Origin of the sequence: Streptomyces sp. NPDC057743 (assembly GCF_042798755.1) — a bacterium.
Taxonomy (GTDB): domain Bacteria; phylum Actinomycetota; class Actinomycetes; order Streptomycetales; family Streptomycetaceae; genus Streptomyces.
In genome coordinates this window covers 1-18789 of sequence record NZ_JBHVJX010000024.1, presented here as the reverse complement: position 1 = coordinate 18789, position 18789 = coordinate 1, and the positions used below count along the sequence as shown (strand labels likewise).

15 protein-coding genes are annotated in these 18789 nt (G+C 71.1%); 7 read left to right on the top strand and 8 right to left on the bottom strand.

Annotation, left to right across the window (positions count from 1 at the left end):
- Positions 1–228: 228 nt before the first annotated feature.
- From ACFVFQ_RS25825 to ACFVFQ_RS25815, 3 genes are all read left to right on the top strand, one after another.
- Positions 229–1611, top strand: coding sequence for an amino acid permease (locus ACFVFQ_RS25825; protein WP_383420116.1), 1383 nt, complete (start codon positions 229–231; stop codon positions 1609–1611).
- Between the two features lie 262 nt (positions 1612–1873).
- Positions 1874–3298, top strand: a complete 1425-nt coding sequence (locus tag ACFVFQ_RS25820) for an amino acid permease (protein ID WP_383420114.1) — start codon at positions 1874–1876, stop codon at positions 3296–3298.
- 187 nt (positions 3299–3485) lie between these two features.
- The gene (locus ACFVFQ_RS25815; protein ID WP_383420112.1) at positions 3486–4127 is read left to right on the top strand and encodes a superoxide dismutase; all 642 of its coding nucleotides are present in this window, start codon (positions 3486–3488) and stop codon (positions 4125–4127) included.
- A 226-nt stretch (positions 4128–4353) separates the two neighbouring features.
- Here ACFVFQ_RS25815 and ACFVFQ_RS25810 read toward each other — a convergent pair whose 3' ends face one another.
- Entirely contained in the window at positions 4354–4998 is a 645-nt protein-coding gene (locus ACFVFQ_RS25810) for a DsbA family protein (RefSeq protein ID WP_383420110.1), read from the bottom strand.
- 115 nt (positions 4999–5113) lie between these two features.
- On the opposite strand from ACFVFQ_RS25810, the gene pepN (ACFVFQ_RS25805) reads away from it, so the two are divergent.
- The 3 genes from pepN (ACFVFQ_RS25805) to ACFVFQ_RS25795 all read left to right on the top strand — a co-directional run bounded on the left by pepN (ACFVFQ_RS25805) (position 5114) and on the right by ACFVFQ_RS25795 (position 10079).
- On the top strand, positions 5114–7702 hold the full coding sequence (gene pepN, locus ACFVFQ_RS25805) for an aminopeptidase N (protein WP_383420108.1): 2589 nt from the start codon (positions 5114–5116) through the stop codon (positions 7700–7702).
- Positions 7703–7826: 124 nt separating this feature from the next.
- A complete protein-coding gene (locus tag ACFVFQ_RS25800) occupies positions 7827–8840 on the top strand; it encodes a hypothetical protein (RefSeq protein WP_383420106.1) in 1014 nt (337 codons plus the stop codon).
- A 207-nt stretch (positions 8841–9047) separates the two neighbouring features.
- Positions 9048–10079 carry an aspartate-semialdehyde dehydrogenase gene (locus ACFVFQ_RS25795; protein WP_383420104.1) on the top strand — a complete coding sequence of 344 codons (1032 nt, stop codon included), beginning with the start codon at positions 9048–9050 and terminating at the stop codon, positions 10077–10079.
- Between the two features lie 91 nt (positions 10080–10170).
- On the opposite strand, the gene ACFVFQ_RS25790 is transcribed toward ACFVFQ_RS25795, so the two are convergent.
- Positions 10171–10500, bottom strand: coding sequence for a helix-turn-helix domain-containing protein (locus ACFVFQ_RS25790; protein WP_383420102.1), 330 nt, complete (start codon positions 10498–10500; stop codon positions 10171–10173).
- Entirely contained in the window at positions 10497–10868 is a 372-nt protein-coding gene (locus ACFVFQ_RS25785; protein WP_383420100.1) for a type II toxin-antitoxin system RelE/ParE family toxin, read from the bottom strand. The genes ACFVFQ_RS25790 and ACFVFQ_RS25785 overlap by 4 nt, the downstream gene beginning before the upstream one ends.
- Before the next feature lie 186 nt (positions 10869–11054).
- On the opposite strand from ACFVFQ_RS25785, the gene pepN (ACFVFQ_RS25780) reads away from it, so the two are divergent.
- A complete protein-coding gene (gene pepN / locus ACFVFQ_RS25780) occupies positions 11055–13631 on the top strand; it encodes an aminopeptidase N (protein ID WP_383420098.1) in 2577 nt (858 codons plus the stop codon).
- 182 nt (positions 13632–13813) lie between these two features.
- Here pepN (ACFVFQ_RS25780) and alc read toward each other — a convergent pair whose 3' ends face one another.
- The 5 genes from alc to ACFVFQ_RS25755 all read right to left on the bottom strand — a co-directional run bounded on the left by alc (position 13814) and on the right by ACFVFQ_RS25755 (position 18594).
- Positions 13814–14956 (bottom strand): allantoicase, encoded by a 1143-nt coding sequence (gene alc / locus ACFVFQ_RS25775; RefSeq protein ID WP_383420095.1) that lies wholly within the window; start codon positions 14954–14956, stop codon positions 13814–13816.
- Between the two features lie 97 nt (positions 14957–15053).
- Positions 15054–16028, bottom strand: a complete 975-nt coding sequence (locus ACFVFQ_RS25770) for a LysR family transcriptional regulator (RefSeq protein ID WP_383420093.1) — start codon at positions 16026–16028, stop codon at positions 15054–15056.
- A 35-nt stretch (positions 16029–16063) separates the two neighbouring features.
- The gene (locus ACFVFQ_RS25765; RefSeq protein ID WP_383420091.1) at positions 16064–16993 is read right to left on the bottom strand and encodes a DMT family transporter; all 930 of its coding nucleotides are present in this window, start codon (positions 16991–16993) and stop codon (positions 16064–16066) included.
- A 117-nt stretch (positions 16994–17110) separates the two neighbouring features.
- Entirely contained in the window at positions 17111–18088 is a 978-nt protein-coding gene (locus ACFVFQ_RS25760) for an acyl-ACP desaturase (RefSeq protein ID WP_383420089.1), read from the bottom strand.
- Positions 18089–18357: 269 nt separating this feature from the next.
- On the bottom strand, positions 18358–18594 hold the full coding sequence (locus ACFVFQ_RS25755; protein WP_383420087.1) for a hypothetical protein: 237 nt from the start codon (positions 18592–18594) through the stop codon (positions 18358–18360).
- Between the last annotated feature and the right edge of the window lie 195 nt (positions 18595–18789).

Below are 18789 nucleotides of genomic sequence, written 5' to 3'. Positions count from 1 at the left end.
CGGCCGCTTGGGGAGTTCCGGACAACGGCCAGAATGCCTTGGCCGTTCGACCGCGGGGCCGTCTTCGCAGGTCACGTGATGCGCATCACGGCGAACGTCGCGGCATGGGACCGGTTTTGTGGTAGTCGAGCGCGGCCGGGGACACTGGGACGGCTCCGCGGCCACCTGTGGAGTTCCCCCAAACCGGGCGGCGTTCGTCGCCCTCGCGCCCCTGCGGAGTACGAGCCCATGCACGACGCACCGCCCCTGGTTGAGAAAGAGCCGCTGTCCGGTGGGCTCAAGCAGCGCCATCTGACGATGCTGGGCCTGGGCGGGGTGATCGGCGCGGGGCTGTTCGTCGGCTCCGGTGCCGGCATCGCGGTGGCCGGTCCCGGGATCGTGCTGTCGTACCTGATCGCCGGCGGGCTGGCGATGCTGATCATGCGGATGCTCGGGGAGATGTCGGCGGCGATGCCGGCGTCCGGGGCGTTCTCGGTACACGCGGAGCGGGCGCTCGGGCGCTGGGCCGGCTTCAGCGTGGGGTGGCTGTACTGGTTCCTGCTGGTGGTGGTGTTGGCGGTGGAGGCCACCGGCGCGGCGCAGATCGCGCACGGCTGGGTGCCGTCGGTGCCGCAGTGGGGCTGGGTGCTGATCTTCATGGTCTTCTTCACCGCAGCAAACCTGGCCGCGGTGAAGAACTTCGGCGAATTCGAGTTCTGGTTCGCCACGTTGAAGGTCACCGCGATCGTGCTGTTTCTGGCCCTGACCCTGCTGGCGATCTTCGGGGTGCTGCCGCACACCGAGCCGGTCGGACTGACCAACCTCACCGGGCAGGGCGGGTTCCTGCCGCACGGCTGGTCCGGGGTGATCTCCGGGGTGCTGGCGGTGGTGTTCGCGTTCGGCGGCCTGGAGGTGGTCACCATCGCGGCGGCCGAATCGGACGACCCGGCGCGGGCGGTGGGCCGGGCGGTGCGCAGCGCGGTGTGGCGGATCCTCTTCTTCTATGTCGGCTCGATGCTGGTCATCGTCTCGGTGCTGCCCTGGTCGTCGATGCAGCCCGGCAAGAGCCCGTACGTGATGGTGCTGGACCACATCGGGGTGCCCGGCGCCGGACAGATCATGAACATCGTGGTGTTCGTGGCGCTGCTGTCGGCGCTCAACGCCAACCTCTACGGCTCCTCGCGGATGGTGTTCTCGCTGGCCGAGCGCGGGGAGGCGCCGCGCGGGCTGTTGAAGGTGACGCGCGGCGGGGTGCCGCGGCGGGCGGTGCTGGCCTCGGTGGCGTTCGGTTTCGTCTCCGTGCTGCTGAACCTCAAGTGGCCGGATTCGGTGTTCCTGTACTTGCTCAACGCGGTAGGCGCGGTACTGCTGTTCGTCTGGGGGCTGATCGCCGTCTCCCAACTGCGGCTGCGACCCCGGATCGAGCGGGAGGTGCCGGAGCGGCTGGTGCTGCGGATGTGGGCGTTCCCCTATCTGACGTGGGTGGCGCTGCTGGCGATGGGCGCGGTGATCGTGCTGATGCTGACCGATGCCACGGCCCGGCCGCAGCTGCTGTGGTCGGCCGGCGCGACCGCGGCGGTGCTGGCGGTCGCGGGGCTACGGGAGTTGCGGGCGCGGCGGTCCCGGAGCTGAGGGCGCTCGGGGCGTGCGACCTGCCGCTTTCCGGCAGGAATGAGACGAGCGTCACAGGTCACGACATTCGACGATGTGTCAGGCACGCTCGGTCACGATCCCGTCTGAATACCGAACAATCGCTGCACGACTGTTGCCCTGAGCGGACGCGGCCGCTCAGACTGAGCCAGCTTTGCCGAGGACCCCGGAGTGAGCCGTCCGCGGCCCCGGGAGAACGCAACCCTCGCCCCGCCCGCATCTCACCTACTGGGACAGGTACGACATGAATCGGACACCCTCGTCCGCCGCGTCCGACGGAGCGCAGACCGCTGCTCCGGGCGCCGGCCAGGACGGCGGCGCACTGTCGCACGGCCTGAAACAGCGCCACCTCTCGATGATCGCCCTCGGTGGCGTGATCGGTGCCGGCCTGTTCGTCGGCTCCCGTGAGGGCATCGCCGCGGCCGGACCGTCGATCGTGCTGGCGTACGCCGTCTCCGGCGCGCTGGTCATGTTGATCATGCGGATGCTCGGCGAGATGTCCGCGGCCCGCCCGGCCTCCGGCTCCTTCTCGGTACACGCGGAGCGGTCCATCGGCTCCTGGGCCGGCTTCACCGCGGGCTGGATGTTCACCGCGCTGCTGTGCGTGGCGGTATCCGTCGAGGCGCTGGGCGCCGCGGACGTGCTGCACCAGTGGTTCCCGGCCACCCAGCCGTGGATGTGGGTCCTGCTGATCATGGTGGTTTTCACCGCGACCAACCTGACCGCGGTCTCCAACTTCGGCGAGTTCGAGTTCTGGTTCGCCGCCCTGAAGGTCGCCGCGATCGTGCTGTTCCTGGTCCTCGGCGTCCTGGCCATCTTCGGCCTGCTGCCCGGCAGTTCGGCGCCCGGCACCTCCCACCTGACCGGCGACGGCGGCTTCCTCCCCAAGGGCATGGACGGCCTGATGGTCGGTCTGCTGGCGTCGGTCTTCGCGTACGGCGGTCTGGAGACCGTGACCATCGCGGCCGCCGAGTCCAAGGACCCGGTCCGCGGCGTGGCCCGCGCGGTGCGCACCGCGATGTGGCGGATCGCCCTCTTCTACGTCGGCTCGATGGCGGTCATCGTCACCGTCATCCCCTGGAGCGCGCCGTCGATCGCCAAGAGCGGCCCGTACGTTGCGGTGTTGGACTACCTCAAGATCCCGGCGGCCGGCCAGATCATGAACGTGGTCATCCTGATCGCCCTGCTCTCCGCGGTGAACGCCAACATCTACGGCGCCTCGCGGATGGCCTACTCGCTGATCAGCCGCGGCCAGGGCCCGTCCTTCTTCGGCAAGGTGAGCGGCGGGGTGCCGCGCCGGGCGGTGCTGCTCTGCGTCGCCTTCGGCTTCCTCGCGGTGCTGTTCAGCTTCCTGTGGCCGACCACGGTCTTCCAGTGGCTGCTCAACATGGTCGGCGCCGCCGTCCTGGTGGTCTGGGGCTTCATCGCCGCCGCCCAGCTGCGCACCCGGCGGCAGTTGGAGCGCGAGGCGCCCGAGAAGCTGGTCGTGAAGATGTGGGCCTTCCCGTTCCTCACGTGGGTGGCGCTGGCCGGCATCGCCCTGGTGCTGGTGCTGATGCTGCGCGACGACAGCCAGCGGATCCAACTGCTCTTCACCGGCGGCTTCGGCGTGGTGCTGACGATCATCGGTCTCGTCCGACAGCGGGCGCTGGCGACCGGCACGCAGTAGGCCGCGGCGGCCCACCGGCCGATTCCGTTCCCAGGCGGGGCGGGACCTCCTCCCGAGGTCCCGCCCCGCCTGCTTCTTTGGGACCAGGACGCCCGCCACCACGGCCCCGTGATCACTGCTGCTGGTAGCGTGCTACTGCACATTGATTGCAACTACGGCGCTTACGCAGCTTGGAGGCGGGGTCAGCATGGCGACCTACACACTTCCGGAACTCCCCTACGACTACGCGGAACTGGCCCCGGTCATCAGCCCGGAGATCATCGAGCTGCACCACGACAAGCACCACGCGGCCTATGTGAAGGGCGCCAACGACACCCTTGAGCAGCTGGCCGAGGCGCGCGACAAGGACCAGTGGGGCAGCATCAACGGCCTGGAGAAGAACCTCGCGTTCCACCTCTCCGGCCACATCCTGCACAGCATCTACTGGCACAACATGACCGGCGACGGCGGCGGCGAGCCGCTGGAGAAGGACGGCGTGGGCGAGCTCGCCGACGCCATCGCCGAGAACTTCGGCTCGTTCGCCAAGTTCAAGGCCCAGCTCTCCAAGGCGTCGGCCACCACGCAGGGTTCGGGCTGGGGCGTCCTGGCCTACGAGCCGGTCACCGGCCGCCTCATCGTCGAGCAGATCTACGACCACCAGGGCAACGTCGGCCAGGGCTCGGTGCCGATCCTGGTCTTCGACGCCTGGGAGCACGCCTTCTACCTCCAGTACAAGAACCAGAAGGTCGACTTCATCGAGGCGATGTGGAAGGTCGTCAACTGGCAGGACGTGGCGAAGCGGTACGCCGCGGCGAAGGAGCGCGCCAACAACCTGCTGCTGGCGCCGTGACGCGGTAGCGGTGCACAGACGTCCTGCCTCGTGATCGTCTTCTCACCGTTCGCTTGGCAGGCGCAGAGGGCGGAGCCCCCCGCGAGGACGTGACTCGTGGGGGGCTCCGTCGCGTCTTCGGCTGCACGCCGGGTGGTTCCGTTTGTGCCCACCCTCCCCCAAGCTCTTAAGGAGCAGGGGGCACCCCCTTCGCCTTGCGGAACGCCTGCCCACAAACAGGGAGGGGTCAGTCGAAGCTCGGGGCCGCCGTGCGCGTGCGCTTGATCTCGAAGAAGCCGGGGGTGGAGGCGACCATCAGGGTGCCGTCCCAGAGCTTGGCGGCGGCCTCGCCCTTGGGGGCGGGGGTGACCACCGGGCCGAAGAAGGCGATTTGGTCGCCGTCGGGACCGGGGACCGCGATCACCGGAGTGCCGACCTCCTGGCCTACCAGGTCGATGCCTGCCTTGTGGGAGGCGCGCAACTCGGCGTCGTAGGTGTCCTTGTCGGCGTAGTCGATCAGGTCGGCGGGCAGGCCGGCGTCGGCGAGCGCGGCGGCGATGGAGTCGCGGTTGTTGCCCTCGCCGAGGTTGTGGAAGCGGGTGCCGAGCGCGGTGTAGAGCCGGCCGACGACCTCGTCGCCGTGGAGCTGCTGGGCGGCGATCACGACCCGGACCGGGCCCCAGGACTTGCCGCCGGGGCGCATGTTCTCCGCGTACTGCGGCGGGAGTTCGTCCAGGCGGTTCTCGTTCAGCACGGCCAGGCTCATCACGTGCCAGCGCACCTGGACCGGGCGGACCTTCTCCACCTCCAGCATCCAGCGGGAGGTCAGCCACGCCCAGGGGCAGAGCGGGTCGAACCAGAAGTCTGCCGGGATCTTCGCGGTCTCGGACACGAGGTCTCCTCTATGAGAGCGTCAACAGCGTTGTTCCGTGCCGGCTTCAACCGCCAAGGCGCGTGCCATGATTCCCCGTGTTCGATATCCGAGACGAGGGTGAGGGAGGCACACCGTGCCAGGCGAGAATCTGTCCCGGGAAGAGGCACGTGAGCGGGGCCGGCTGCTGACGGTCGAGGGGTACCACGTGGCGCTGGACGTCCGCTCAGCGGTCACCAGGGGCGCGGACGCGGCCACCTTCCGCTCCCGGACGACGATCCGGTTCCGCTGCGCCGAGCCCGGCGCGAGCAGCTTCGCGGACCTCCTGGCCCCCTCGGTCACCTCGGTCACCCTCAACGGGCGGGAGCTGGACCCGGCCGAAGTCTTCGACGGCACCCGGATCGCCCTCGCCGACCTGGCCGCCGAGAACACCCTGGTCGTCGACGCGCAGTGCGCCTACAGCCGCACCGGCGAGGGCCTGCACCGCTTCGTCGACCCCGAGGACGGCGAGGTCTACCTCTACACCCAGTACGAGCCCGCCGACTCCCGCCGGGTCTTCGCCAACTTCGAACAGCCGGATCTGAAGGCCCCGTTCACGTTCGAGGTGACGGCGCCGGAGGGGTGGCTGGTGCTGAGCAACGGCGCTCAGGAGGGGCCCGTCGAGGGCGGGGTGCGGCGGTTCGCGACCACCAAGCCGATCTCGACGTACATCACCGCGGTGATCGCCGGGCCGTACCACTACGTGACCGACACCTACCGCCGCACCTTCGAGGACGGCACGACGCTGACGGTCCCGTTGGGCGCGCTGTGCCGCAAGGGGCTGGCCCGGCACTTCGACGCGGACGACGTCTTCACCGTCACCAAGCAGGGCCTGGACTTCTTCCACGACCACTTCGACTTCCCGTACCCGTTCGGCAAGTACGACCAGGCGTTCGTGCCGGAGTACAACCTCGGCGCGATGGAGAACCCCGGCTGCGTCACCTTCCGCGAGGAGTTCATCTTCCGCGGCAAGGTCACCGAGGCGTCCTACGAGCGCCGGGCCAACGTCATCCTGCACGAGATGGCGCACATGTGGTTCGGCGACCTGGTCACCATGGACTGGTGGGACGACCTGTGGCTGAAGGAGTCCTACGCGGACTTCATGGGCAGCTTCGCGCAGGTCGGCGCGACCCGCTTCACCGACGGCTGGATCACCTTCGCCAACCGCCGCAAGTCCTGGGCGTACCGGGCCGACCAGCTCCCCTCCACCCACCCGATCACCGCCGACATCCGCGACCTGGAGGACGCCAAGCTCAACTTCGACGGCATCACCTACGCCAAGGGCGCCAGCGTCCTCAAGCAACTGGTGGCGTACGTCGGCCAGGACGCGTTCCTGGAGGGCGCCCGGCGCTACTTCAAGCGGCACGCCTACGGCAACACCCGGCTGACGGACCTGCTGTCGGTGCTGGAGGAGACCTCCGGCCGGGACCTGGCGGCCTGGTCGCGCTCCTGGCTGGAGACCGCCGGCGTCAACTCCCTCACGCCACAGGTCACTTACGACGCCCAGGACCGGATCACCGAGCTGAGCATCCTCCAGGAGGCGTCGCCGGACCACCCGGAGCTGCGGCCGCACCGGGTCGCGGTCGGCCTCTACCGCCGACTGGACGCCGACTCCGCGCTGGTGCGCTACGCCCGCGCCGAGGTGGACGTGACCGGGCCGCGGACGGCGGTGCCGGAGCTGGCCGGCGTCGAGCGCCCCGAGCTGGTCCTGGTCAACGACGAGGACCTGACGTACTGCAAGACCCGGTTCGACGAGGGGTCGTTGGCCACCCTGCGGGCCCGACTCGGCGATCTCACCGACCCGTTGGCGCGGGCGCTGTGCTGGGCGGCCCTGTGGGGGCTGACCCGGGACGGGCTGATGCCGGCCCGGGACTTCCTTGCGCTGGTACGGAAGTTCGCCGGCGCGGAGACCGTGATCGGGGTGCTCCAGTCGGTGCTGGGCCAGGCGGAGACCGCACTGACCCACTACGTCGCGCCGGAGTACCGCGAGCGGGCGGCCGGCGAGTTGGCCGAGGGTGCGCTGCGCGAGCTGCGGCTGGCCGATCCGGGCAGCGGCCATCAGCTCAGCTGGGCCCGGCACTTCGCGGCGGTGGCCACCACGCCGGCCGATCTCCAGCTGCTCCAGGGGCTGTTGGAGGGCACCGCGAAGATCGACGGGCTGGCGGTGGACCAGGAGCTGCGCTGGGCGTTCCTGCTGCCGCTGGCCTCGCACGGGGTCGCCGACCGGGCGGTGCTCGACGCCGAACTGGCCCGTGACGACACCGCGTCCGGCAAGCGCCACCAGGTGCGCTGCCTGGCCGCCCGCCCCTCGGCCGAGGTCAAGGCGGCCGCCTGGGCGGACGTGGTGGACTCCGACGCGCTCTCCAACGCCCTGGTCGAGGCGACCATCAGCGGCTTCGCCCAGCCGTCGCAGCACGAGCTGCTGGTGCCGTACGCGCCGCGGTACTTCGCGGCGATCGAGCGGATCTGGCGGGAGCGGTCCATCGAGATCGGGATGTCCGTGGTGCGCGGGCTGTTCCCGTTCTGGCAGGCGGACCACTCCGCGCTGGACGCGACGGACGCCTGGCTGGCCGAGCGTTCCGAGGCCGCGCCCGCGCTGCGCCGACTGGTGCTGGAGGAGCGCGACGACCTGGCCCGGGCGCTGCGCGCACAGGCTTGTGACGAGGCGGCCGGGCCCAGGCCGTAACCCGGTCCTCGACCAGCCGTAATCGGCCGTCGAACGCCCGTACTTGAGGGCAGTATTGTCCCGCTTGTGCCACAGGCGGGTAACAGCGGTTAGGGGGGAGAGCGGGGCCGGGAATCGACCGGACATGAACCACGACACCCCGCTCTCCCCGCGCCCCCTCCACCACCTCGCCGACGGCCGCTGCCCGGTGCTGACCACCCATCAGCTCCGGGAGCACGGCGTACCGCCCGCCGAGATCACCGAACGCTGCCGGCCGGGCGGCCCCTGGCAGCAACTGCTCCCCGGCGTCCACCTGTTGCACCAGGGGCCGCCCACCAGCGAGGAGCGGCTGCACGCGGCGCTGCTCTACGCCCGGCACCGCGGGCCGTCGGTGCCGACCCAGGCGCGGGCCCCGGAGCCCGGCCGGGAACCGATGATCACCGGGCTGGCGGCGCTCGCGCTGCACGGCTTCTCGGCCGCTCCCCCGCTGCTCGCCCTGGACCGCATCGACGTGCTGGTGACCCGCACCCGGCGGCTGCGCCCGGCCGGCTTCGCCGGAATCGTCCGCGGCGCGGAGCTGCCGGCCGCCGAGGAGATCACCGGGGTGCCCACCGCGCCCGTCCCGCGTGCGCTGGCGGACGCGGTGGCACAGCTCACCGACCCCACCGTGGTGCGCCGGCTGCTGACCGAGGCGGTGCGCGGCGGGCACTGCGAGGCGGCCGCGGTGGTGCGGGAGCTGAGCCGCGCCCGGCTGCTGACCCGGCCGCACGTGGTGGACGCGGTGGACGCCCTGATGGCCGAGGGCCGGGCCCTGGCCGAGCAGCAGCTCTACGACATGGTGCGCGGCTTCGGGCTGCCCGACCCGCTGTGGAACGTCGACCTGCGGCTGCCGGGCGGCCCGTACCTGGGCGTGGTGGACGCGTACTGGTCGGACTACGGGGTGGCGGTGGAGATCGACACCCGGACCCCGCGCCCGTCCGGCGAGGCGCCCCGTGACGCCTACCGGGAGCAGCTGGAGCGGCTCGGCATCACCCTCGTCCGCTGCCGGCCGCGGACCCTGCGGGAGGCCCCCGAGCAGCAGGCGACGGTGGTCCGCACGGCGCTGATGGCGGCGACGGACCGGGAGCCGCCGGCGTATGTGGTGGTGCTGCCGCACTGAACCGCCGGCCCGCGCGGCGCCCCCGCGCCACGGTCCGTGACCACTGGGCACGCTCCGTAGGCAACCAGGCGCCCCGCACCTCCATCTATTGGAACGGATTGGACAAGGCGACGGGTCTCACACACATGATGGGAACGCCACTGAGCAGGTGTTCCAGCAGACACCCGGAGCCGGGCCAGCGAGCCAGGCCAGAGAAGAAGGAGCCCCATGAGGATCGGAATCGTCGGCGCCACCGGACAGGTCGGCGGCGTGATGCGGCGCATTCTCGCCGAGCGCAACTTCCCGGTCGAGCAGCTGCGCCTGTTCGCCTCGGCCCGGTCCGCGGGACGGACGCTGCCCTGGCAGGACACCGAGATCACGGTCGAGGACGCCGCCACCGCGGACTACTCCGGCCTGGACATCGTGCTCTTCTCGGCCGGCGGCGCGACCTCCAAGGCGCTGGCGGAGAAGGTCGCCGACGCCGGACCGGTCGTGATCGACAACTCCTCCGCCTGGCGCCGCGACCCGCAGGTGCCGCTGGTGGTCGCCGAGGTCAACCCGGGGGCCGTCACCGACCGCCCCAAGGGCATCATCGCCAACCCCAACTGCACCACCATGGCCGCCATGCCCGTGCTGCGCCCGCTGCACGACGAGGCCGGGCTGGTCTCCCTGGTCGTCGCCACCTACCAGGCGGTCTCCGGCAGCGGCCTGGCCGGCGTCGCCGAGTTGGACGGGCAGGCCCGCAAGGTCATCGAGCAGGACGCCACCAAGCTCACCCACGACGGTTCGGCCGTGGAGTTCCCGGCCCCGGACAACTACGTCCGCCCGATCGCCTTCAACGTCCTGCCGATGGCCGGCAAGATCGTCGACGACGGGCTGAACGAGACCGACGAGGAGCAGAAGCTCCGCCACGAGAGCCGCAAGATCCTGGACATCCCGGAGCTGAAGGTGTCCGGCACCTGCGTCCGGGTCCCGGTCTTCACCGGGCACTCGCTCCAGGTCAACGCCCGCTTCGCGCGCCCGATCTCCCCCGAGCGCGCCCAGGAACTGCTGGCCGGCGCCCCCGGCGTGGCCCTCTCCGACGTCCCCACCCCGCTCCAGGCCGCCGGCCAGGACCCCTCCTTCGTGGGCCGGATCCGCCGCGACGAGACCGTCGACAACGGCCTCGCCCTGTTCGTCTCCAACGACAACCTCCGCAAGGGCGCGGCCCTCAACGCCGTCCAGATCGCCGAACTGGTCGCCGCGGAGCTGCGCGGCTGAGCCACCGCACAACGCCGAAGCCGGGGCCCGTACGGAACAACGTCCGTACGGGCCCCGGCGGTTGGGCGGGATGGCGCGAACCGCCTCGCCCTCAGGCCACCTTGACCGCGGTGTCTCCCCTTCGGACGATGACGGACACCTCACCCCCCAGGGCCGCGGCATACGCGCGCAGCACGTCGAGGCTGTCCACCTGACCGTGCTCGATCTGCGAGATGCGGGCCTGGCTGACTCCGAGCGCCGCCGCGACTCCGCCTTGGGTCAGCCCCGCCTCCCGCCGGAGGGCCGCCAGCTCGTGCCCACGGATCCGGGCAATGTTCTCCGCACGCACCCGTGCTCGGGCCTGCTCCGCCTCCTCCGACGTCATGCGGGGGTACCGCTCACACGCCTCGGCGCGCACCTCGCGCCACGAACGCCCCTTCATCCCTCGTCCTCCAGCTTCCTGCTGTCCGTGTACTGCCCGTAACGGAGCTCGGCGAGCGGAACATTCCGCGTGTACCACTGGGCCCATCTGCCTGACTTGTCGCCCGCCACCAGAATGATGGCTCTGCGCTCGGCGTCGAAAACGAAGAGCATTCTGATTTCCGAGGCGCCACTGGACCCCGGGCGCAGTTCCTTGAGGTTGTGCAGCACGCTGCCGTGGATCCGGTCGACCATGGGGCGACCGAGCGACGGGCCTTCGGCCGCGAGGTGATCGAGTCCGTCCATGACCCGGTCCGCGGACGCCGGATCGTCCCGGCACAGCCGAAGAAACCAGTCCTCCACAGGTTCCAGCAAGATGATCTCCCACATGCTGCGAACATAAGAGACAGCTTATATCCAGGGCTAGGTTCCTGCCCGCTTTCACTGCAAGGAGTGACCTTCGCCGCACCGCGATGGCCAATACCGCGGGCGCTCGACCACCGCCCCCGCCCCCACCCCCGCCGTGGAAGGATGGCCCGACGATGCGCTAACGATCGGGAGTAGGGAGACGAGCGGGTGCCTGGTACGAATCTGACCCGGGAAGAGGCTCAGGAGCGGGCGCGGCTGTTGACCGTGGACGCGTACGAGATCGAGCTGGACCTGTCCGGGGCGCAGGAGGGGGGCACGTTCCGGTCCGTGACGTCGGTCCGGTTCGACGCCGCGCAGGACGGTGCCGCGTCCTTCATCGACCTGGTCGCGCCGACGGTGCACGAGGTGCAGCTCAACGGCACGGCGCTGGACGTGGCGGAGGTGTTCGCCGACTCGCGGATCGCGCTGCCCGGGCTGCGGGCCGGGCGCAACGAGCTGCGGGTGGTCGCGGACTGCGCCTACACCAACACCGGTGAGGGCCTGCACCGGTTCGTCGATCCGGTGGACCAACAGGCGTACCTCTACACGCAGTTCGAGGTGCCGGACGCCCGCCGGGTGTTCGCCAGCTTCGAGCAGCCGGACCTGAAGGCGACGTTCCAGTTCACCGTGACCGCGCCCCAGGGCTGGACGGTCATCTCGAACTCCCCGACGCCGGAACCGGTGGAGAACGTCTGGCGCTTCGAGCCCACGCCGCGGATCTCCACCTACATCACCGCGCTGATCGTCGGCCCCTACCACAGCGTGCACAGCACCTGGGACGGCGCGGACGGGCGCAGCGTCCCGCTGGGGATCTACTGCCGGCCGTCACTGGCCGAGCACCTGGACGCGGAGGAGATCTTCGCGGTCACCCGGCAAGGCTTCGACTGGTTCCAGGAGAAGTTCGACTACCCGTACCCGTTCGCCAAGTACGACCAGCTCTTCGTGCCGGAGTTCAACGCCGGCGCGATGGAGAACGCCGGCGCGGTGACCATCCGCGACCAGTACGTGTTCCGCTCGAAGGTGACCGACGCGGCCTACGAGGTGCGCGCCGAGACGATCCTGCACGAGCTGGCGCACATGTGGTTCGGCGACCTGGTCACCATGGAGTGGTGGAACGACCTGTGGCTGAACGAGTCGTTCGCCACCTACACCTCCATCGCCTGCCAGGCGTACGCGCCGGGCAGCAAGTGGCCGCACTCCTGGACCACGTTCGCCAACTCCATGAAGACCTGGGCCTACCGGCAGGACCAACTGCCCTCCACCCACCCGATCATGGCCGAGATCCGCGACCTGGACGACGTCCTGGTCAACTTCGACGGGATCACGTACGCCAAGGGCGCCTCGGTCCTCAAGCAGCTCGTCGCCTACGTCGGCATGGACGAGTTCTTCACCGGCGTGCAGGCGTACTTCAAGGCGCACGCCTACGGCAACACCCGCCTGTCGGACCTGCTCGGCGCGCTGGAGGAGACCAGCGGCCGTGACCTGGCGACCTGGTCCAAGAAGTGGCTCCAGACCGCCGGCATCAACGTGCTGCGACCGGAAATCGAGGTCGACGGGGACGGCACCGTCACCGCCTTCGCGGTGCGCCAAGAGGCCCCCGCGCTGCCCGCCGGGGCCACCGGTGAACCGGTGCTGCGCCCGCACCGGATCGGGATCGGCTACTACGACCTGAGTGACGGCAAGCTGGTCCGCACCGGCGGCATCGAGCTGGACGTGGACGGCGAGCGCACCGAGGTGCCGTTCCCGGAGGGCTTCCGCCGCCCGGACGTGATCCTGCTCAACGACGGCGATCTGTCGTACGCAAAGGTGCGGCTGGACGAGGAGTCGCTGAAGGTCGTCACCGCGCACCTCGGGGACTTCACCGAGTCGCTGCCGCGGGCCCTGTCGTGGGCCTCGGCCTGGGACATGACCCGGGACGGCGAACTGGCCGCCCGGGACTACCTCTCGCTGGTGCTCTCCGGCATCGGCAAGGAGACCGACATCGGCGTGGTCCAGTCCCTGCACCGCCAGGTGAAGCTGGCCCTGGACCTCTACGCGGCCCCGGAGTGGCGCGAGAGCGGGCTGGCCACCTGGACCGAGGCGACGCTGGAACACCTGCGGGCGGCCGAGCCGGGCAGCGACCACCAGCTCGCCTGGGCCCGGGCGTTCGCCGCCACGGCCCGCACCGACGCGCAACTGGACGTGCTCCAGGGGCTGTTGGACGGCACCGAGGAGATCCCCGGGCTGGCGGTGGACACCGAGCTGCGCTGGACGCTGCTGGAGCGGCTGGCCGCCACCGGCCGGGCCGACGAGCCGGAGATCGCCGCCGAGCTGGCGCGGGATGCGACCTCGGCCGGCGAGCGGCACGCCGCGACCGCGCGCGCCGCCCGGCCGACCGCGGAGGCGAAGGCCGAGGCGTGGGCGTCGGTGGTGGAGTCGGACAAGCTCCCCAACGCCGTCCAGGAGGCGGTCATCGCCGGCTTCGTCCAGCCCGACCAGCGGGAGCTGCTGGCGCCCTACACCGCCAAGTACTTCGAGGCGGTCAAGGACGTCTGGGCCCACCGCAGCCACGAGATGGCGCAGCAGATCGTGGTGGGCCACTACCCGGCCCTCCAGGTCTCCCAGGAGACCCTGGACGCCACCGACGCCTGGCTGGCGGCACACGACCCGAGCCCGGCGCTGCGCCGGCTGGTCACGGAGTCCCGGGCGGGCGTCGAGCGGGCCCTTACGGCCCGGGCGGCGGACGCGGCGGCCGGCGCCGCCTGACGGTCCGCGCGGCAGCAGTAAGGGGCGTGCCCCGGAACCGGGTCGGTTCCGGGGCACGCCCCTTGTGCGGGCGGGGAGTTGGAGCGCCCGACGGACGGCGCGTCAGGAGCGGGACCGTCCGCCGGGCGGGTCGTGGCGCCGGGCCCCGATCCCCTCCCCCGGGGCCCGGCCGGCGGCGCGGGTCAGCTCAACGCGTCGAAGCGGCGGACCAGTTCGGCCCGGCCGGCCTCGGTGAGGTCGCCGTGCACCCGCATCCGGGCCAGGCCGCCGTCGGGGTAGACGTCCAGCCGGACGTGGGTGGCGGTGGGCCGGCGGGGCAGCGCGAAGCGGTGCGGGGTGTCGGGCTGGAGCCGGGTCGTGGGCAGGATCTCGAACCACGCGGACGGATCGTCCGGGTTCCCGTCGCAGGCCGAAAGCCGGGCCCAGCCGGCGGAGTTGCCCTTGAGGTAGGCGGTGTCGATCTCGATCGCGCGCAGCTCGCCCTGCGCGGCCAACTTGAACCGCACCCAGTCGTTGGTGCCCCGCACCCGGCGGCGGCGGTTCTCCCAACCGTCGTCCATCTTGCGGGACAGGTCGGGCTGGATGATCTGGGTGGGCGAGGAGTAGAAGCGGTCGGAGGCGTCCTCGACGATGCCGCCGTGCAGCACCGACGCCAGGTCCAGGGTGCCCAGCACGTCCAGCCACTCCGGGTCGGGTATCACCTCGCCGTGGACCCGGAGGCGGGCGATGCCGCCGTCGGGGTGCTGCTTGAGGCGGAGGTGGGTGAAGCGGCGCTCGGCGGTGATCTCGAAGCCGTTGGCGGCGTGGCCGCGGACGGGGGTGCGGGGGACGATCTCCTCCCACTTCACGTCCTCGGCGAGCAGCTCCTCGGGGCCGGGGCTGCCGGGCAGCGCGGTGGCCTCGACGGTGACCGCTTGCGGGTAGTTGCCGCGGAAGTGGGCGGTGTCGACGATGATCCCGCGGATCACGCCGGGGGCGGCCAGGCGGATCAGCGCCCAGTCGTGCTCGTCCTCGGTGGGGAAGGGGTGCTCGCCGTCGGCGCCGCGCCGGCGGCGGGTCTCCCAGCCGTCCATGATCTTGCCCTTGTGGCCGAAGCGCTCGGGGTCGAAGACCGCCGGGTTGGGCTTCAGCAGGTTCTCCCGCTCGGCGAAGAACTCGTCGTTGGCGGCGAGCACGCCGGCGCCGAAGCGACGGTCGGCGAGGTCGACGAGCGAGGTGAAGGCGAAGTCACCGCCGCGGTAGTCGGCGTACGGATCGCCGCCTGCGTACGGCTGGGCGTCGTTGGCGTGCGGATCGGTGGCATCGGCTGCCGGGGTGGCGGACATGCGTTTCCCTTCTGCTCCTGCTTCACGGTGCTGGGGACCGGTCCACCGTCGCAGCGGGACACCCGACAGGTCCATCGAAAGTTTGTGAGGAATATCTTCAGCCGGACTGAAAGGTCGCCGGTCCGCCGTCGCCTCCGGTGCGGCCCTCGGTCGCCTGGCGGGCGGCGGCCTGGCGCAGCGCGGCCAGCACCCGGGCCAGGCCCGGCGCACCCTCGGAGCCCCGCCGGGTGGCCGCGACGACGTGCCGGCGCGGCTGGTCGGCGTGGAGCACCCGCAGCGCGACCCCGCTGCCGTGTCCCGGCGCCCGCAGCCCGCCCGCCATCGCCATCCGCGGCACCAGCGCCACCCCCATGCCGGCGGCCACCATCGCCCAGATCGCGCTCCAGTCCGCGGCGGCGTGCGCCTGTTCCGGGACGAAGCCGGCGTTCTCACAGGCGGCGGTGGTGATGTGGGACCAGGGGCCGCTGCTGCCGAAGATCCACGGCTCGCCGGCCAAGTCGGCCAGCCGCAGGCCCGGTTCGGCGGCCAACGGGTGGCCGGCCGGCAGCGCCACGTCCAACGGGTCGGCGAGCAGCGAGACCCGGGTGAACTTCGGGTCGCGCGGGGTCGGCGCGTGCGCGGCCAGCGACAGCGCCAGGTCCACGCTGCCCTCGGCGAGCAGTTCGTAGGCGGCCTCCGCCTCGGCCTCCCGTACGGCGACGGCCAGGCCGGGGTGGGTGCGGCGCAGCTCCTGGAGGGCGGGCACCACCAGCGCCGGGATGGCGGTGGAGAACGCCCCGACCCGTACGGTGCCGGCCTCCCCCTGGAGGTAGCCGAGGAGGTCCGCGTCGGCCCGCTCCAACTGCGCGAAGACCGCGTCCGCGTGCCGCAGCACCAGGTGGGCGGCGCCGGTGAGCCGGACCCGCCGGCCGTGCGCCTCCAGCAGCGTCACCCCGAGGGACTTGGCGAGCCCGGTCAGCTGCTGCGAGACCGCCGAGGGCGTCATGTGCAGCGCCTCGGCGGTCGCGGTGACCGTGCCCAGCTCCTGGAGCGTGCGCAGGATGCGGAGCTTCTTGATGTCCCAGTCGGCCATGCGGGCAGCGTACGCACCCGGCGCGGCCCGGGCGTTCACCGTGTGCGGCCCGCCGCCCCCAGGGCCACCCCGGCGACGATCAGCGCCATGCACACCACCTGGACCGCGCCGACGCCCTCGCCCAGGAGGGCCAGCGAGAGCAGGGCCACGCACACCGGCTGGAGGTAGTACACCGCCCCGGCGCGGGCGGCGCCCACCAGGGCGATCGCCTTGTTCCAGGTGAAGTAGGCGACGGCGGAGGAGCACACCCCGATGTAGAGCAGCGGCCCGACCGTCCCCGCGGTGAGCGGGAAGCCGCCCTCGACGGCCAGGCTGATCCCGTAGGCGGGCACCAGCATCGCCGCCCCCAGGGCGAACGTCATGAACAGGAACGCCAGCTGGCCGATCCCCTCCGGGCGCCGACGCAGCAGCGCGCTGTACCCGGCGAAGGCGGCGGTGGCCGCCACCATCCACAGGTCACCGCCGGCGAAGTCCAGGTGCAGCACCGCGGCGGGCGACCCCTTCCCCACCAGGGTGACCACCCCCAGCAGTGCCAGCACCATGCCCGCGGCGCGCCGGACGCCCAACGGCTCGCGCCCGCCGCCGACCAGGTCGAACAGCGCGATCATCATCGGCGAAGCGGCCGCGATCATCGCCATGTTGGTGGCCGAGGTGCTCCTCCCGGCCGTGTAGATCAGGGTGTTGAAGAGCGTGACGCCCAACAGGGCGGCCAGCGCCAGGAATCCGAGGTGCGCCCGGATCACCGCCCACTGCCGCCGGACCTGCCCCAGCGCGAACGGCGCGACCGCCGCCAGCGCAACGACCCAGCGCCAGAAGGCGGTTTGGACCGGCGGCACGGTCGCGTGCAGCGCGCGGGCGATGACGAAGTTGCCGGACCAGACGACGGTCGCCGCCAGGGCCAACGCCAGCCCCACGGCCTGGGTGGACGGTATGCGGTGTGCGCGGACCCGCTCCAGGACTGCCACGGTTTCCTCTCCCTCGACGGTGGATACGGATCACCGTGGCAGCCCGAAACACATCAGGTCCATCGAAAAATTCACCCTATTCCTTTCAGTGAAACTGAAAGGAATAGAGGCCCGACCTCAGCCGCGAGCAGCCCGCCGCCGGGCCAGGATCGCCGCCTGCCGCTCGTCGAAGCGGCGCGCCTGCCCGTCCAGGCCGTCCAGGAACGCCCCCAGCTCCTCCTGCGCGGCCAGCCCCTCCGGGCCCAGCCCACCGCGCTCCAGCACCTTCAGATAGCGCAGCACCGGCTGGAGCACGTCGTCGTGGTGGATCCGCAGGTTGTAGATCCCGCCGAGCGCCATCCGCGCGGCGGACCGCTCGAAGCCGGGCATGCCGTGGCCGGGCATCCGGAAGCCGGTGACCACGTCCCGCACCGCGCACATCGTGCGGTCCGGGGCCAACTCGAAGGCGGCGCCCAACAGGTTGCGGTAGAAGACCATATGGAGGTTCTCGTCGGTGGCGATCCGGGCCAGCATCCGGTCGCACACCGGGTCGCCGGAGTGCCGGCCGGTGTTGCGGTGCGAGATCCGGGTGGCCAGCTCCTGGAAGGCCACATACGCGACCGAGTGCAGCATGCTGTGCCCGTTGTCGGACTCGAACCCCTCCGACATGTGCGCCATCCGGAACCGCTCCAGCTCCACCGGATCCACCGCGCGACTGGTCAGCAGGTAGTCCCGCATCACGATGCCGTGCCGACCCTCCTCCGCGGTCCAGCGGTGCACCCAGGTGCCCCAGGCCCCGTCCCGGCCGAAGAGGGTGGCGATCTCGTGGTGGTAGCTGGGGAGGTTGTCCTCGGTGAGGAGGTTGACCACCAGCGCGATCCGCCCGATGTCACTGACCTTCGACTGCTCGGGCGCCCAGGGCTCACCCTCCAGCACCCCGTCGAAGTTCCGCCCGTCGCTCCACGGCACGTACTCGTGCGGCATCCACTCCTTGGCGATCGCCAGATGCCGGTTGAGCTCCTTCTCGACGACCTCCTCCAGGGCGTAGAGCAGCCGGGCGTCGGTCCAGGCGGCCTGGCCGCGCGCTCCGTCGAGGCGGTCGGGGGCGATGGTCACGGGGAACTCCTGGGGACGACGGACCTACGGTTCCGTAGGTCAGGACTTACGGCCCCGTAGGTTACGCCATCGTAGGTACGCCCCAGGTAAGCATCCAGCCAACGAGCGAATTGCCCCCAATTCTCCCAACTACAGCCCTATGCCCGACCTTTGTGATCCCCCTCGCCCACCCCGGACAACGCAAAAGGGGCGCCCACCGGTCCGGGAAGAACCGGTGGGCGCCCCTTCGCCAAGGCGTCACGCGGGCAGGCGGCCCGCTACGGGCCAGGTCAGCCCTTGGCCTTCTTGCGGGACTTGTCGGTCATCATGACCAGCCCGGCAATGACCAGGAAGAGCACGATGGGCGTCACGACGTAGAGGCCGAGCGTCTGGATCACACTCAGACCCGGACCCGGGTCGTCTCCATCGTCGCGGGTGAGCGCAAACGCGGGAGACGACATCAGCAGCATCAGCGCGGTGCCGGCGGTGACGGTTCCGGCGCGCAGGGCGTTCTTCTTATTGCTCACCCATTCAACGTAGCGGATGGCGCGCGGGGGCGCGCCTTTGGGGCCCCACGTTGTCGGCTCTCCCGCCGTGGGGGTTGCTGTTCTTTGCGCCTGCGGCGCGGGCTTTGTGTCCGCTGCGCGGGGCTGTTGGGTGCGGTGACGGGTCTCCGGGGGCGGTAGGCCAGACTGCTTCGCTTTACGTCTGGCCTACCGCCC

Excerpts from the sequence above, each read along its gene's own strand:
- ACFVFQ_RS25825 (WP_383420116.1), top strand. The coding sequence starts at position 229 with ATGCACGACGCACCGCCCCTGGTTGAGAAAGAGCCGCTGTCCGGTGGG.
- ACFVFQ_RS25820 (WP_383420114.1), top strand. The coding sequence starts at position 1,874 with ATGAATCGGACACCCTCGTCCGCCGCGTCCGACGGAGCGCAGACCGCT.
- ACFVFQ_RS25815 (WP_383420112.1), top strand. The coding sequence starts at position 3,486 with ATGGCGACCTACACACTTCCGGAACTCCCCTACGACTACGCGGAACTG.
- ACFVFQ_RS25800 (WP_383420106.1), top strand. The coding sequence starts at position 7,827 with ATGAACCACGACACCCCGCTCTCCCCGCGCCCCCTCCACCACCTCGCC.
- ACFVFQ_RS25795 (WP_383420104.1), top strand. The coding sequence starts at position 9,048 with ATGAGGATCGGAATCGTCGGCGCCACCGGACAGGTCGGCGGCGTGATG.
- ACFVFQ_RS25790 (WP_383420102.1), bottom strand. The coding sequence starts at position 10,500 with ATGAAGGGGCGTTCGTGGCGCGAGGTGCGCGCCGAGGCGTGTGAGCGG.
- ACFVFQ_RS25785 (WP_383420100.1), bottom strand. The coding sequence starts at position 10,868 with ATGTGGGAGATCATCTTGCTGGAACCTGTGGAGGACTGGTTTCTTCGG.
- alc (WP_383420095.1), bottom strand. The coding sequence starts at position 14,956 with ATGTCCGCCACCCCGGCAGCCGATGCCACCGATCCGCACGCCAACGAC.
- ACFVFQ_RS25770 (WP_383420093.1), bottom strand. The coding sequence starts at position 16,028 with ATGGCCGACTGGGACATCAAGAAGCTCCGCATCCTGCGCACGCTCCAG.